Annotated in this window: 8 protein-coding genes; 4 read left to right on the top strand and 4 right to left on the bottom strand. The window is 71.8% G+C overall.

Annotation, left to right across the window (positions count from 1 at the left end):
- Positions 1-1,012: 1,012 nt before the first annotated feature.
- The gene (locus WMF39_RS43865) at positions 1,013-2,302 is read right to left on the bottom strand and encodes an Hsp70 family protein (protein WP_437742374.1); all 1,290 of its coding nucleotides are present in this window, start codon (positions 2,300-2,302) and stop codon (positions 1,013-1,015) included.
- A 137-nt stretch (positions 2,303-2,439) separates the two neighbouring features.
- Positions 2,440-3,963, bottom strand: a complete 1,524-nt coding sequence (locus WMF39_RS43870) for a serine/threonine-protein kinase (protein WP_437742375.1) — start codon at positions 3,961-3,963, stop codon at positions 2,440-2,442.
- A gap of 689 nt (positions 3,964-4,652) precedes the next feature.
- On the opposite strand from WMF39_RS43870, the gene WMF39_RS43875 reads away from it, so the two are divergent.
- Positions 4,653-6,575: a methionine--tRNA ligase gene (locus tag WMF39_RS43875; protein ID WP_437742376.1), complete on the top strand. Its 1,923-nt coding sequence runs from the start codon at positions 4,653-4,655 to the stop codon at positions 6,573-6,575.
- A gap of 32 nt (positions 6,576-6,607) precedes the next feature.
- Here WMF39_RS43875 and WMF39_RS43880 read toward each other — a convergent pair whose 3' ends face one another.
- On the bottom strand, positions 6,608-7,840 hold the full coding sequence (locus WMF39_RS43880) for a cellulase family glycosylhydrolase (RefSeq protein WP_437742377.1): 1,233 nt from the start codon (positions 7,838-7,840) through the stop codon (positions 6,608-6,610).
- A 569-nt stretch (positions 7,841-8,409) separates the two neighbouring features.
- Positions 8,410-8,628 (bottom strand): heavy-metal-associated domain-containing protein, encoded by a 219-nt coding sequence (locus WMF39_RS43885; protein ID WP_437742378.1) that lies wholly within the window; start codon positions 8,626-8,628, stop codon positions 8,410-8,412.
- A gap of 532 nt (positions 8,629-9,160) precedes the next feature.
- Here WMF39_RS43885 and WMF39_RS43890 point away from each other — a divergent pair.
- The 3 genes from WMF39_RS43890 (at position 9,161) to WMF39_RS43900 (ending at position 14,099) form a co-directional block, all read left to right on the top strand.
- On the top strand, positions 9,161-9,490 hold the full coding sequence (locus tag WMF39_RS43890; RefSeq protein WP_437742379.1) for a FeoA family protein: 330 nt from the start codon (positions 9,161-9,163) through the stop codon (positions 9,488-9,490).
- Positions 9,487-11,466 (top strand): ferrous iron transporter B, encoded by a 1,980-nt coding sequence (gene feoB / locus WMF39_RS43895; RefSeq protein WP_437742380.1) that lies wholly within the window; start codon positions 9,487-9,489, stop codon positions 11,464-11,466. The genes WMF39_RS43890 and feoB overlap by 4 nt, the downstream gene beginning before the upstream one ends.
- Before the next feature lie 92 nt (positions 11,467-11,558).
- Positions 11,559-14,099, top strand: a complete 2,541-nt coding sequence (locus WMF39_RS43900) for a PAS domain S-box protein (RefSeq protein WP_437742381.1) — start codon at positions 11,559-11,561, stop codon at positions 14,097-14,099.
- Positions 14,100-14,175 lie beyond the last annotated feature (76 nt).

Genomic DNA, 14,175 nt, shown 5'->3' on the forward strand with positions numbered 1-14,175 from the left:
TAGGACACGCGCGAACCGTGAGCCACGCGCGATGCGCGCGGCAGGTGCGGCACGTCGACACGCGCTGACCGCCCCGGGCCCCCGGCGGGCGCTCCTCCTCGGGATCGCGCTCGCGGTCGGCGCCGAGGGGTGCGCGCGAGCGCCGCTCGCCGCGCCGCTCGGCCGTGTCGGCCGCAGCGATCCGCCCGCCGCCCGGCAGGAGCGCGGGCGCGGGTTGGAGAGCGCACCTCGGCCTGCGCCAGCGCCTCCGCCGTCCGCGGACGAGCCCGAGCTCATCGCGCTCGAGGTCCCGGACTTCGGCCCCGCGGTGGTCGTGACGCCGCGAGGCAAGGGGCCGCGGCCTCTGCTCGTGGTCGCGCATGGCGCGGGCGATCGGCCCGAATGGCACTGCGACATCTGGCGCGGGATCGTGAGGGGGGCCGGGTTCGTGCTCTGCCCGCGCGGCAAGCCGATCGACGTCCGGGCGCCGGACGCCGGGCGGATCTTCTACTACCCGGACCATCACGCGCTGAGCCGCGAGGTCGCCGCGGCGGTCTCGGCGCTGTCGGCGCGCTTCGGGGATCGGGTGGATCTCCGCGACCCGATCTATGCGGGGTACTCGCAGGGGGCGATCATGGGCGCGCTGCTCCTGCCCGGGCATCCCGCCCGCTTCGCGCGGGCGGCGCTGATCGAGGGTGGATACGGCAGCTTCGACGAGTGGACGCCCGGCGCCGCCCGGCGCTTTCGCGGCGGCGGCGGGGCGCGGGTGCTGCTCGCGTGCGGGCGGGCCGACTGCGCGGCGCAGGCGCGCAGGACGCGGGAGGTGCTCGAGCGCGGCGGCGTCACGACGCGCGTCGTCCACGCCGTGGGCGCCGGCCACAGCTATGGCGGTCTGATGGAACGCGCGCTCCACGAGGCGTACCCGTGGGTCGTCGAGGGCGATCCCCGCTGGCTCGACGGCGGGCCCGCGCCGACCGGCGAGGCCGCGCCGCCCGCGGACGTTTCCGCGCCGACCGGCAAGGCCGGCGCCCGCTCAGCAGGACGCGGCGGCGATGCTGCGCGCGCGCTCGGCCAGCCCCTGGACGACGGAGTGGAAGCTCCGCAGCTGCCTCACCTTGCCCTCGCCGAAGCGCCGCTCGATGCCGCGCCGGAGCGCCGGCACCCTGGCGGTCCCGCCCGTGCAGCACACGACGTCGATGCCGTCGAACGACAGGCCCGCGTCCGCCACCGTCCGGTCGAGCGCGCCGAGGATGGCGTCGATCTGCCGCTCGCTCCCGGCCTCGAACTCCTCCCGGGCGATGCGCTCGCGGATGTGCATCGACGGGTAATCGAAGCGGAACTCCGTGGCCGCCTCGCCGGACAGCGCGCACTTGCTGCGCTCGATCTCCTCGAAGAGCCGGAATGCCAGCGAGTCCTCCACGAGGCAGAGCAGGTGGTCCATGCGCTGCCGATCCTCCGGCCCGAGGGACCACGCCTTCACGTCGCGGAGGAAGGTGAGGACGTCGCGGTGCTGGAGCACCGTCATGTCGGCCGGTGAGCAGAGCTTCTCGGCGATGGATCGCGGCATGGTCAGCTGGTTCGAGCCGAGCGGGACGCGGTAGGTGACCTCCGCGCCGAAGTGGCGGGCGATCTTGTGGCGCATGAGGCTGCCGTCGAGCGCGTCCCCCGCGACCGAGACGCCGCCGAGCGACAGCACGTCGGACGGTGAGAACCCCTCCGGCCGCATCCGGACGATCGTGTAATCGGACGTCCCGCCGCCGAAATCGGCGACGAGGACGACGGCCCCGCGGTCGAGCTCCAGGTGGAAGTCGTGCGCGGCGGCGACCGGCTCGGGGCAGAACGAGACCTCGCGGAAGCCGGCGATGCGCGCCGCCCGCTCGAGGCGCTCCTCGGCGAGGCGATCGTCGGCCGGTTCGGCCGAGAACTTCGCCGGCCTGCCCAGCACGACGCGCGCGACGTCGGCGTCGAAGTGGCGGTTCGCCTGCTCGCGCATCTCGCGGAGGAAGCGGCCGATCAGGTCCTCGATGGTCACGACCCGGTGCCCGATCTGCGTGCCGGAGAAGCTGCGATCGGGGAGGTATTTCTTGATCGAGCGGATGAAGCGGCCCTGCATGCCGTTCGCGACGAAGTCGCTGATCGCCGCCGCGCCGCAGGAGAACCGCTCCTGCCCGAAGAACAAGAGGCTCCGGAGGACGGTCGGATCGGCCGCCGCGGCGTCGAGCGGGATGGGCGGGCAGGTCGCCTCCGCGCTGGCCGCCGAGAGCAGCGAGTTGGAGGTACCGAAATCGACGGCATACACCTCGGGCCTGAATCGTGCGGACATGATCTCGCCTCCTCGTGGGGTGCTTCGCGGGCACGCGGATCTGGCCGAGAGAGCCACCTATTTACAAGCTATCGAATGCATGAGAGAATGGTGACGGGCTCGCCGGATGAGCAGAATTTGCTGGCCCGCCCGCGCCGCTACGACACGCGGGTCACGCGCCGCAGCGCCACGGTGAGCGCGACGAGCGCGATCAGGGTCGGCACGGCGATCACGCCGACGTCGACCCAGCCGAGCCACTCGGCCGGGTCGAGGCCCAGGGTGGGGATCGGCAGCGCGAACGCGTTGTACGCGGCGGCGCCGAGCGCGAGGACGCCGCACGAGACGAACAGCCACACGAGCGCGCCCAGGAGGCCGTGGCCGAGGCGCTCCATGGCCGGCGCGCTCCGCCAGCGGCCGACGAGGACCCGGAGGGTGGCGACGAAGGCGATGAAGGCCAGCGCTCCCGCGGCGCCCGCGGCGAGGAGGACCTCGCTCTGGCTGAGCGCCCGCCGCTCGGTGATGCCGTAGACCCTGCGGAGGACCATCGCGGCGCTGGTGAAGACGGCCGCGCCCGCGGCGAGGCTCACGGCGATGGACAGCAGCGACGCGACGGGGCGAGCGCGCCGCGCCTTGCGCGTCACGTCGTCCGCGCTCTGGCCCTGGGCGTTCGGGATGACGACCGTGGCCCGCTCGTCGTTCGGGGCGCCGTCGGTCACCGCGACGCCCACGCCGAGCGCGCGGGAAGGCGCGAGCGGATCCTGCAGATCGAAGTCCGCGAGCAGGCGATCGAGCTCCTGGGCGGACGGCGGCCGGTCCTCGCGCGCCCGGGCCATGGCGCGCTGGATCAGCGCCTCGAGCCCCTCGGGGATGGTCTTGTCGATGTCGCGCGGGCGCCGAGGATCTTCGGTGAGCAGGCGGAGCATGGTCCGCGTCGGCTCCTCCTCGGGGAAGGGCCGCTCGCCGGTCAGCATGCGGTACAGCACGGCGCCGACCGCGTAGATGTCCGCGCGCGAGTCGACGTCGGCCGAGCCGCGCGCCTGCTCCGGCGCCATGTACTGGGGCGTGCCGACCACCGAGCCGGTGCGCGTGAGGTCGGCGCCGTCGAGCACCTTGGCGACCCCGAAATCGAGGATCTTCACGTGGACGCTGCCCCCTTCGCGCCGGACGAGGAACAGGTTCGACGGCTTGAGGTCGCGGTGGACGACGCCGGTCGCGTGGGCCGCGGCCAGGCCGCGGCAGACCTGGCGCGAGATCGTGATGGCGGTGGGGAGCGGCAGCTTGCCGACCTGGTCGAGGAGGCCGCCGAGGTCCTCGCCCTTGAGCAGCTCGGTCACCATGCACGGGCGCCCGTCCTTGAGGCGGACGATGTCGACGACGTCGATCACGTGCTCGTTGCCCACGCGCGCGATCGTCTGCGCCTCGCGCTCGAAGCGCGCCATCGCCTCCCGGTGGCTGGCGAAGTGCTCGTGCGGCACCTTGACGGCGAAGCGCTTCGGCAGGCGGATGTGCTCGGCGACGTAGACGCGGCCCATGCCGCCGGCGCCGATCACGCCGGTGATGCAGAAGCTCCCCGCGAGCAGCTCGCCGACCATCGGGTCGGTCGCGGTCACGCCCTGGAGCTCCAGGGCCGTCGCGTCGATGGGGCAGACGAGGAAGTCGAGCGGGTACCGGACGCCGCACACGGGACAGCGTCGGGTGGGCCTCTCCGGGGGTACCTGCTGCCGTGCCTGGTCCGGGGCGGCTTGCCTGGCTAGGTCGGCCATCGACGGCGAGTCTAATCGAGAAGCGGGTTCCGGGCGCGACGGATCGGCCTCGGGCCGACGCAGGGCGACGCCCGCCGGCTGCCGCGCGGCGGCCTGGCGGCGTCCGCGGCGCGTCCCGGTGTCACGCGGGCATGGGCTGGAGGCCCACCTGGCCGGGCCTCGTCACGTCGATGCCCACCCGTGGGGAGCTGTCGCCTTCGCTGGCTGCGCCGATGGGCGGGTGGTCCCGGACCAGCGAGCGACAGCGGAGCTCCGTGCCCACACGACACGCGCCGCGATCTGCGCGTGTTCCGAGGGGACCTGATCTCCGTGAAAGTGGAAGTCTTCAACAACCTCCCTGTTCTCCTCCTGGGGGCATCCTGGCTCGCGGACACCGGTGGACACGCAACCTCACGACGTCCGTTCGAGCCGGCAAGAAGGGGAATCGCGACACGGAGGACGGGTATCGAGCAGGCCGCCTCGGAGCTCAAGCAGGGCCCGAGCCCTCTGCGGGCGCGGCTTCACCGCGCGCATAATGTGACGGACGCGACGGACGCGACGGACGCGACGAAGGAAGCTTGAGGAGCGAGCGTTGTGCGGATGGGCCCGCTGGGGTATAGCGAGCTTCGATGGCATCTTATCACGGCGCCCCGACCGACGTCGCCTCGGTCCTTCGCCAGGTTCGCAGGCCCAGGCGGGCGGTCGTCACCGCAGGCATGCCCTACGCCAACGGGATGTTGCACCTTGGGCACCTCGCGGGGGCGCACGTCCCTGCGGACATCCACGCGCGGTGGCTGGGCCTGGTCATCGGCCGCGAGAACGTCCTCTTCGTCTGCGGCACCGATGATCACGGCTCCGCCAGCCAGATCGCGGCGCGGCAGGCCGGTGTGTCGATACGCGAGTTCATCGACGGCATCCACGAGAAGCAGCGCGCGAGCCTCCGGCGGTATGACATCGATCTCGACGTCTACTCGGGGACCTCGCGGCCGGAGTGCCTCCCGATTCAGCAGGAGCTCGCGCACCGCTTCCTGAGGCGCCTGCACGAGAACGGCCTGCTGGAGAAGCGCACGAGCAGCCAGTGGTTCGATCCGGAGCTCCAGTGCTTCCTCCCCGACCGCTTCGTGCGCGGGCGCTGCCCCAACCCGAAGTGCGACAACGGGGACGCGTACAGCGATGAGTGCGATCGCTGCGGTCACCAGCACTCGCCCTCACAGCTCGGCAGTCCGCGCAGCGCGCTCAGCGACGCCACGCCGGTGATGCGCGACACCGCGCACTGGTGGCTCGACATGTGGGCCGTGTCCGAGGCGCTCCGGGGCTGGATCCAGGGCAAGCAGGGCGCGTGGCGCCCGGCGGTGCTCGCGGACGTGCTGAACACCGTGATGCCTTCGCTCCGCTTCGAGGCCGACCTCGCCCCGACGTACAAGGAGATCAAGGCGTCGCTGCCGAAGCACAAGGCGAAGTTCACGCAGGATCGCAAGGTCCTGCTGCAGCTCGGCAGCAAGCCGGAGATGGAGGAGGCGCGCGCCGCCCTTTCGCGCCATGGCGTCCCCAGCGAGCCCGTCGAGGACTGGGCTCACCGCGCCATCACCCGCGACGTCGCCTGGGGGCTCTCCTTGCCGGTGGATCTCGATCCGGAGCTCTGCGGCAAGACGCTCTATGTCTGGCCCGACTCGCTGATCGCGCCCATCGCCTTCTCGCAGGTCGCGCTCGCCCGGAGGGGCGTCGATCCGGCCCGGTACGTGGACTTCTGGTGCGATCCGGAGGCCAGGATCTACCAGTTCCTCGGCCAGGATAACGTCTTCTTCTACGTGCTCATGCAGGGCGCGATGTGGCTCGGTACGCAGCCCGATCCGCGCCGGCTGCCGGCGGCCGGCGAGCTCCAGCTCACCGACGTCCTCGGGTGCTTCCACCTGCTCGTCGGGGGCGAGAAGATGAGCAAGTCGCGCGGAAACTTCTTCACCGCCGATCAGCTCCTCGACGAGAAGGGGTATTCAGCGGACCAGATCCGCTATTATCTGGCGCTGCTCGGCCTCGCGGAGAAGCCGTCGAACTTCGATTTCGCCAAGCTCGACGAGCGCAACCGGTTCCTCGCCGGGCCGCTCAACGCGGCGTTCGAGCGGCCGATCTCCGCGGCGCACTCGAAGTTCGATGGGCGCGTGCCCCACGGCGCGCTGCTCGACAAGGTCGCCTCGGACACCCTGCGCATCGTCCAGCGCTACGTGCGCGCGATGGATCGCGCCGACTACCCGACGCTGCTCTTCGAGATCGAGAACTACGCGCGCGTCATCAACAGCCTCTTCGCGCAGTTCAAGCCGCACGACGATCGGCACCCGGAGGAGGGCCGCCGCGACGCCCTCTTCTCCTCGTTCTACGTGCTCAAGAACCTGATGATCATGCTCTACCCGTTCGTCCCGACCACGATGGATCGGCTGCGGGAGTCGCTCCGGCTCCCACCGGAGGTCTTCCGCCTCGAGGAGCTCGGCACCCCCATCCCCGCCGGGCACGCCATCGGTCCCAAGCAGGTCTACTTCGCGCCGGTACCGCAGGAGTAGCGGCGCGAGAGGTCAGGGAGCCATCGCCACGCCTACCTGCACGATCCGGTCTCGATCGAGCGCGGGCGCACCGAGGTGTTCTGGATGCTGTTCGGGTCGGTCACCGCGACCTCGCGACCCCAGCCGGTGAGCCCCGCGAAGGTCCCGTTGGTCGTCATGTCGAACGGCCCGTCGCTCTGACAGTCGCTGTTCTTGACGGCGCCCCACGACCAGGCGAGCCACCCCACCTCGAGCTCGACGCTCCTGGCCAGGAGCGCCTTGTAATCGAACGGATGCTTGCCGCACTCGTACACGGCGTGCTGCGCGAACTCACCGACCATCAAAGGCAGGTTCAGCGCCACGGACTCCTGCAGCTCTTTCGTGATCGTGGCCCCGCTGCCGTCCGTCCACCACATGTGGACGCTGAGCAGGATGTTCGGGTCGTGCTTCACGAGCGCGGGGCCGACGGCCTGCAGCTGGTCGATGTTCTGCCCCCACTTGGAGGCGTCGATCACGAGCGGGACCGTGATGCCGGCGCCGCGCATCCGGGTGATGGCCTGCTTGTAGCCCGCCTCCCACGCCGCGTTGTCCACCTGGTCCCCGACCTCGTTGCCGATGTTGACGAGCAAATTCTGCTCGTGCTTCTTGATCACGGCGACGACATCCGCTCTCGTCCAGTAGTCGACGAGGCTCGGCAGGAGATCCCATTTCCCCGTGGCGTCGTGGAGCTCGACGATCGGAATGAGCTTCTGCGCGAGCGCGTTCGTGATGGCCTGATCGAGGCCCGCCGCGGACTCCGTGGCGAGCCAGACGATCCGCACCGCGTTGGCGCCGGTCTTCGCGATCTCCGCGAACTCCGGCAGGCCGTCGGGCCCCGACGACAGCCACACGACCATCTCGTTGATGCCCCGGAGCAGCACCTTCTCTCCGCAGCGGTCGTAGAGGAAGCGGCCGCGCACCGAGAACCCCGTCGACTCCTGGTCACCCCCGCCGGCGCCCGCGCCCGAGGTGGCGCCGCCAGCGCCGGACGTGGCGCCGCTGCTCGAGGCGGCGCCGCCGGCGCCGGACGTGGCGCCGCTGCCCGCGCCGGCGCCGCTGCTCGAGGCGGCGCCGCCGACGCCGGACGTGGCGCCGCTGCTCGACGTGCTGCCATCGGCGCCGGACGTGGCTCCGGTGGCCCCCCCGCCCGCGCCCGATGCGCCGCCGCCCGCTCCGGTCGTCTCCTGCCCCGAGCCCTGAGGGTCGTCCGAGTCGTCTCCGCATCCCGCGGAGAGGCCCAGCGCCATGAGGGCTGCTCCGGTCCAACCAGCCAAAGACCCGTGAAGAACGCGCATCGTGATCTCCTTCTGCCTCTCCCCTGATTGCACCTGGCGACGTCCGGCTTCGACCCTGCGTGACCGCACGGTGAACCCTTCTCGTTCTGCAGGTCGAACAGGTCCTGCACGCCGCGCAGCGGCGCGGGCAGCGCGCCAATGACGCCCTGCATGGCCAGGCCTGGGAGGAACCCGCGGCGAGGAGAGGACCTATTCCGTCCGCGGGCCCACGAGAATGAAGAAACCAAGAAACCGCGGACCGGGGCTCACAAACGACGCCTACGACATGGCCCGAGGCACGCGGGAAGCGCGGACAGGAAACCACTTAATCGGTTCATTGTCCAGCGCCTCGATGGGCGCCACGGGGCCGAGATGTCCGACGGGCGAGCGCGCTTCGAAGCTTGTGGGGACGGTCACATGCGTGCGCTGGCCGCCGCTTGGATTAACCGGTAAATGTTTCACTGCAGCGTCGAGCGCGGCGTGGGAGATCTCATGGCGCGATGCGCTGTCACGAGACAACGCGCCGGGGGCGCTGCGCGCGTTCAGGCGGCGCGCGGGCGCACGCCGTAGCCGGCCGCGCGCACGGCCTCGACGAGGGCGGGAACGGGCGCGCTCGCCGGATCGTGCTGCACCACGACGGTGCCCTCGCGCAGGCGCACGTCGACCTTGGCCACGCCGCCGAGCTCGCGAAGCGCGCTGTCGATGTGGCGGACGCAGGACGGGCAGCTCATCCCGTCCACCTGGAGCATGGTCTCTTTCATGGCGTCTTCCTTTCGGCGACCCGCGGGCCGCTCACCTTCGGAGACGTAGCCATCGGGGTTCATTACACCCCGAGCAGCGGCGGGTCTGCTATGGAGGACCGCGAGGCGCTCGCGTCGCGCACCCATGGTAGAAGGGGCCCCTGGAGGACAATCCGCGGACCGCCATCGCTCTGGCCGAGGCTCCGCCGCTGCCCGGTGAATCGGATGGCTCGCTCGACCCGAATGCTTCGCGCGCTCCGCTCCGCGGTCTCGGCCGACGCGCGGCGACCGCTCGCCGGAGAGCGGATCGAGGGTGCGCCGGGCCCCGGAGCGAGGAGCGGCGCGGCTATCTCCAGGACCTGGAAGGGTTGGCCACCCGGGCGGGAACAGGAGAACAGGCGTCGCCGCCACGCCAGAGCGGCCAGTCGCCACGGCAGCGGGTCGAGAGACGCTCGACATCCCGGCCGAACCCGTTCACAATGGGTTCAGATTTGAAATTGATTTTCAAAATCTGGCAGGACCCATGGTTTCCAGCGTTCCTCCCCAACTTGACGTGACCTTCCCCGAGGTGGACTCGGCCGGCCGCGTGGCCGGCACGGATACCCCGGCGCACGCCGGCGCCGCAGCTTCCGCGGGTCCGCTCTCGGAGGTGCGCGCCGGTGAGCGCGTGATCGTGGTCGAGGTCGGCCTCGACGCCGAGCTCGCCGGGTGGCTCGGCGCGATGGGGCTCGGCCCCGGCCAGACGCTCACGTCGATCCGGCGCGCGGCGTTCGGCGGCCCGCTCCACGTGCGCACCGGGTCGGGCGGGGAGCTCGCGATCAACGCGACGCTCGCGCGCTCGATCCTGGTGGCGCCCCTGCCCTCGCAGAGTCGGGTCGGATGACCGCCTCGCTCGACTTCACAGGCACAGGCACGGGCACGGAGCGCCTCCCGGCGTCGGCAGAGCGGCCGCTCATCGCGCTGCTCGGGCGGCCGAACTCCGGCAAATCGTCGCTGTTCAACCGGCTGACCGGCGGCAGCGCGCACGTCGGCAACTTCCCGGGGATCACGGTCGACATCCTCACGGCCGACGTCCGCCTCGCGGGCGGGGCCGTCGCGACGATCGCGGATCTCCCCGGGCTCTACTCGATCGAGGCCGTCGTCGATCCGGCGACGGACGAGGGCGTCGCGCGCCGCTTCCTCGACCGCACCGGCGAGGGCGAGCGGCCGCGCCTCGTCGTCCAGGTGGTGGACGCCACGCAGCTCGCGCTCGGCCTGCGGCTCACGCGCGAGCTCGTGCGGCGCGGGCTCGCCCCGCTCGTCGTCGCCACGCAGCGCGACGTGCTCGAGGGCGAGGGGCGCGGGCTCGACGTCGGCGCCCTCGAGCGCGCCATCGGCCTGCCCGTGCTGCTCGTGAGCGCGAGGGACCCGGCCGCGCGGGGCGTGGTGCTCGACGCGGCGGCCGCGCGGTTCGACGCGATCGCGTCGGGCGCCGTGGAGCCCCCCGGCGCCGCGGCGTGGGATCCGGATGAGGTCGCGCGCGCCGCGTACGTCGAGCCGCCGCGCCGCGACGCCGCCGCGGAGCGACGGAGGACGTTCACCGCGCGCGCGGACGCCGTGCTGCTCCACCCGGCGGCCGGCCCGGTGCTGTTCCTCGGGCTCATGGCGCTCCTCTTCGCCGCCGTGTTCCTCGTGGCCACCCCGGTCACCGAGGCGCTCGACGCGGCGATCGGTGAGCTCGGCAGCCTCGTGTCCCGCGCCCTCGGCGGGGGGCTCGCCGCCTCGTTCGTCGTCGACGGCCTGCTCGGCGGGGCGGGGACGGTGCTCGCCTTCATGCCGCAGATCGTGATCCTCACGATCGCCATGGAGCTGCTCGAGGCGAGCGGGTACCTCGCGCGCGGCGCCTTCCTCGTCGACCGCCTGCTCCAGCTGATGGGGCTGAGCGGCCGGGCATTCCTCCCGCTGCTGATGGGGCACGCGTGCGCGGTGCCCGCCGTGCACGCCACGCGCATCCTGCGCGACCCGCGCGAGCGGCTCACGGCGATCCTCGTCCTGCCGCTCATGGCCTGCTCGGCGCGGATCCCGACCTACGCGCTCCTCCTGACGACCTTCTTCGCGGCCCACGGCGCCTGGGTGCAGGCGCTGCTCTTCGTCGCGCTCTACGTCTCCGGCATCTTCTCCGGGCTCGTCGCCTCGCTCTTGCTACGGCGCACGGCGACCCGCGGGCGCTCGCTCCCGATGGTGCTCGAGATGCCGGCGTACCGCAGCCCCGAGCCGCGGCTCGTGGTCCGCAAGGCGGGCCAGGCGGCGTGGCGGTTCACGCGCGACGTCGGGACCGTGATCCTGGCCGTCTCGGCCGTGCTGTGGGTGCTCTTGAAGGTCCCCATGCCGGGCGCCGCGCCGCACGAGCCTCCGGCCGCCGCGGCCGAGAGCGCGGCGACGTCGCTCGAGGCGACGTCGCTCGAGGCGAGCATCGCCGGCAGCGTGGGGCGCGCGCTCGAGCCGGTGACCGCGCCGCTCGGGTTCGACTGGCGCATCAACGTCGGCCTCATCGGCTCGTTCGGCGCGCGCGAGGTCATGGTCGGGACGATGGGGGTCATCTTCGGCGTCGAGGACGCAGACGACGAGCCCGCGCCGCTCGCCGAGCAGATCCGCGAGGCGAGGCGCCCGGACGGGGCGCTCGCGTACTCGTCGCGCACCGGGCTCGCGCTGCTCGCGTTCTTCGTCCTGGCCTGCCAGTGCATGAGCACCGTGGCGGCGATCCGGCGCGAGACGAAGTCGTGGCGCTGGCCCGCGTTCGTCCTCGCCTACACCTACGCGGCGGCGTACGTCGCGGCGCTCGTCGTCTACCAGGGGAGCGGGCTGCTCGGGATGCCGTGAGGCCGGCGCCGCGGAGGGAGGGCGCGCGCCGGACGCGGCGTCGGCGCTCCCCGGCCCTGGCGAGCAGGAACAGATCGGCATCCGAGGAAGTCATGCCGAGGGACCTGACCGCGTCGACCCTTCAGGCGGCGCGCCTCTCGTGCAACAATGGGTCGATTCCGGTGGGGATCACGTTATCGGCAGAAGAGATCGAGGCGTCGATCGGCCGCGACGAGGAGGTCGCCTGCACGGCCTCTCTCAGCCCATGTGCTCGCCGCGAGCAGTACCCAGCGCCGGGCGAGCTCATGGCGCGCGCGGCGCCCCGCATCGCGCGCGTGGCCGATCTCGACGAGCTCGCTGCGCTCCTGCTCGACCAGGCGATGGAGCTCGGCGCTCGCGCTGCCTACTTGCTTCTGACCTCCGAGGACACCGGCGAGCTCGGGCTCCATTCCCACCGCCACGTGCCCGCCGACATCCGCCTCTGCCTCGCGCGGGTGGCGCGGGGCGCGCCGCTGCTCGATGAATGGGCGGCGAGCTCGGGTCGGGTTCAGGTGATGAGCGATGCGCGCTCGCTCGATCCGGGTCCGTCCATGACGCGAGAGCTCTGCGCGCGGACCGACGCACAGAGCGCGGTCTCGATGCCCCTCCGCGTCCGCGATCGCTGCCTTGGCGTCCTCTCGTTTTGCCTGTCCCGCCCTTACCCTTGCGCCGACGTCGATCTCGGCGCGCTCGCCGCGCTCTTCGCGATCGGCCTGGACAGCGCCCTCGCGCGCGAGGGGAGCGCGCGGACCTCAGACCGCGTGGCGCAGGAGCTCCGACGCGCGAGTCACCTGGAGAGGGCGCTCCGGGAGAGAGAGGAGCGCTTTCGGGCGATCTTCGACGGGGCCCTCCAGTTCGTCGGCCTGCTCTCGCCGGAGGGCATCGTCCTGGAGAACAACCGCACCGCTCTCGAGTTCTGCAGGGCCACGGAGGCAGAGACGATCGGCCGTCCGTTCTGGGAGCTGACGGGGTGGCGCCCCGAGTACAGGGAGCGCATCCGCGCCGCCGTCGCCGAGGCCGCGGCGGGCCGGCTCGTGCGGGACGAGATCGACGTGATCGGCGCTACCGGGCGGCGCTGGATCGATTTCTCCATCAAGCCCATCACCGACGACCGTGGCAGGGTCGTGATGCTCATCCCCGAGGGGCGCGACATGACCGAGCGCAAGCAGATGGAGCAGGCGCTCCGCGAGAGCGAGGAGCGCTTCCGGCTCACCTTCGAGAACGCGCCCATCGGCATGGCCATCGTCGGGCTCGGTGGAGGGTTCATCCGCGTCAACCGCGCCTACTGCGAGATCGTGGGCTACTCGGCGGAAGCGCTCTCGAAGCTCCGCTTCCAGGACATCACCCACCCCGACGACGTGGACACCGACGTTGGCCTGGTCGAGCAGCTGAGGCGCGGCGAGATCTCGCGCTATCAGCTCGCCAAACGTTACATCCACGAGGATGGAAGGGTCATCCCCGTCATCCTGCACGTGTCCGTCGTGCACGGGGCGGACGGCGAGCCCATTCACTACATCGCCCAGGTGGAGGACGTGACGGCGCGCAAGCAGGCCGAGGAGGAGCGGGAGCGCCTGCTCGCGCAGCTGGACGCCGAGCGGAGGACGCTGCAAACGGTCTTCGACAGCGCGCCCATCCCGCTCCTGCTCATCGATCGAAACGACCCAGAGCGCCTGATCGCCAACCCGCACGGGCGAGATCTCACGGGGGGCGCGGAGGAGCGGAGTCAGTGCGTCGGTCGCGTGCGGCACCCGGACGGCACCGCCTTGACGCTGGACGAGCTGCCGTCGAGCCGGGCGCTGCGCGGCGAGACGATCACCGGGGAGGAGCTCATCGTCGCCAGGACGGACGGCTCGTGCCGGACATTTTTCGTCGCCGCCGCGCCGCTCCGCGACAGCGCGGGGAAGATCACCGGGGCCATCGTCGCCGCCGAGGACATCAGCCCGTTGAAGGAGCTCGCGCGGATGCGCGAGGAGTGGACCGGCATCATCGCCCATGACCTGCGTCAGCCGATCACCACGATCGTCCTCAAGGCCACCATGCTCTCGAAGCAATCGCAGTCCAGCGACAAGGCACAGCACATCCTGGCCAGCGCGACGCAGCTCAACCGGATGATCGACGATCTGCTCGACGTCTCCCGCCTCGAGTCGCACCGGCTGGATCTCAAGCACGCCGAGGTCGATCTCCCGGCGCTCATCCGGGCGACGGTGGAGCGGACGGCGGACGCGATGAGGGGACATCGGGTCGACGTCGAGGTGCTGGACGGGGTCCCGCCGCTCCTGGCCGATCCCGGGCGCCTGGAGCAGGTGCTCACCAACCTGCTGTCCAACGCGGCCAAGTACGGCGCGCCCGAGACGCCGATCAGGATCGCGGTGGAGCGGCGGAGCGGCGCGGTGCTCGTGGCCGTCGAGAACGAGGGGAATGGCATCGCGCCGGACGATGTGCCGAGGCTCTTCACCCGCTATTACCGGACGCGCGAGGCGAAGGCAGGAGGCGCCGCCGGGCTGGGCCTCGGGCTCTACATCGTGCGGGGGCTCGTCGAGGCCCACGGGGGGCGGATCTGGGCGGAGAGCGCGCCCGGGAAGACGACCTTCCAGTTCACGCTGCCGCTGCCGTAGCGACGAAGCGCGGACCTGACGCTCCGCCGTGCCGCTCGAGACAGCCATCCGGAGAGATCGCGACGGCCTGGTGCCT

The sequence above is a fragment of the Sorangium sp. So ce1504 genome, from assembly GCF_051521635.1.
GTDB lineage: Bacteria > Myxococcota_A > Polyangia > Polyangiales > Polyangiaceae > Sorangium > Sorangium cellulosum_B.

Coding starts and splice junctions, on each gene's coding strand:
- WMF39_RS43865 (WP_437742374.1), bottom strand. CDS start 2,302: ATGTCCGCACGATTCAGGCCCGAGGTGTATGCCGTCGATTTCGGTACC.
- WMF39_RS43875 (WP_437742376.1), top strand. CDS start 4,653: ATGGCATCTTATCACGGCGCCCCGACCGACGTCGCCTCGGTCCTTCGC.
- WMF39_RS43880 (WP_437742377.1), bottom strand. CDS start 7,840: ATGGCGCTGGGCCTCTCCGCGGGATGCGGAGACGACTCGGACGACCCT.
- WMF39_RS43885 (WP_437742378.1), bottom strand. CDS start 8,628: ATGAAAGAGACCATGCTCCAGGTGGACGGGATGAGCTGCCCGTCCTGC.
- feoB (WP_437742380.1), top strand. CDS start 9,487: ATGACCGCCTCGCTCGACTTCACAGGCACAGGCACGGGCACGGAGCGC.
- WMF39_RS43900 (WP_437742381.1), top strand. CDS start 11,559: ATGCCGAGGGACCTGACCGCGTCGACCCTTCAGGCGGCGCGCCTCTCG.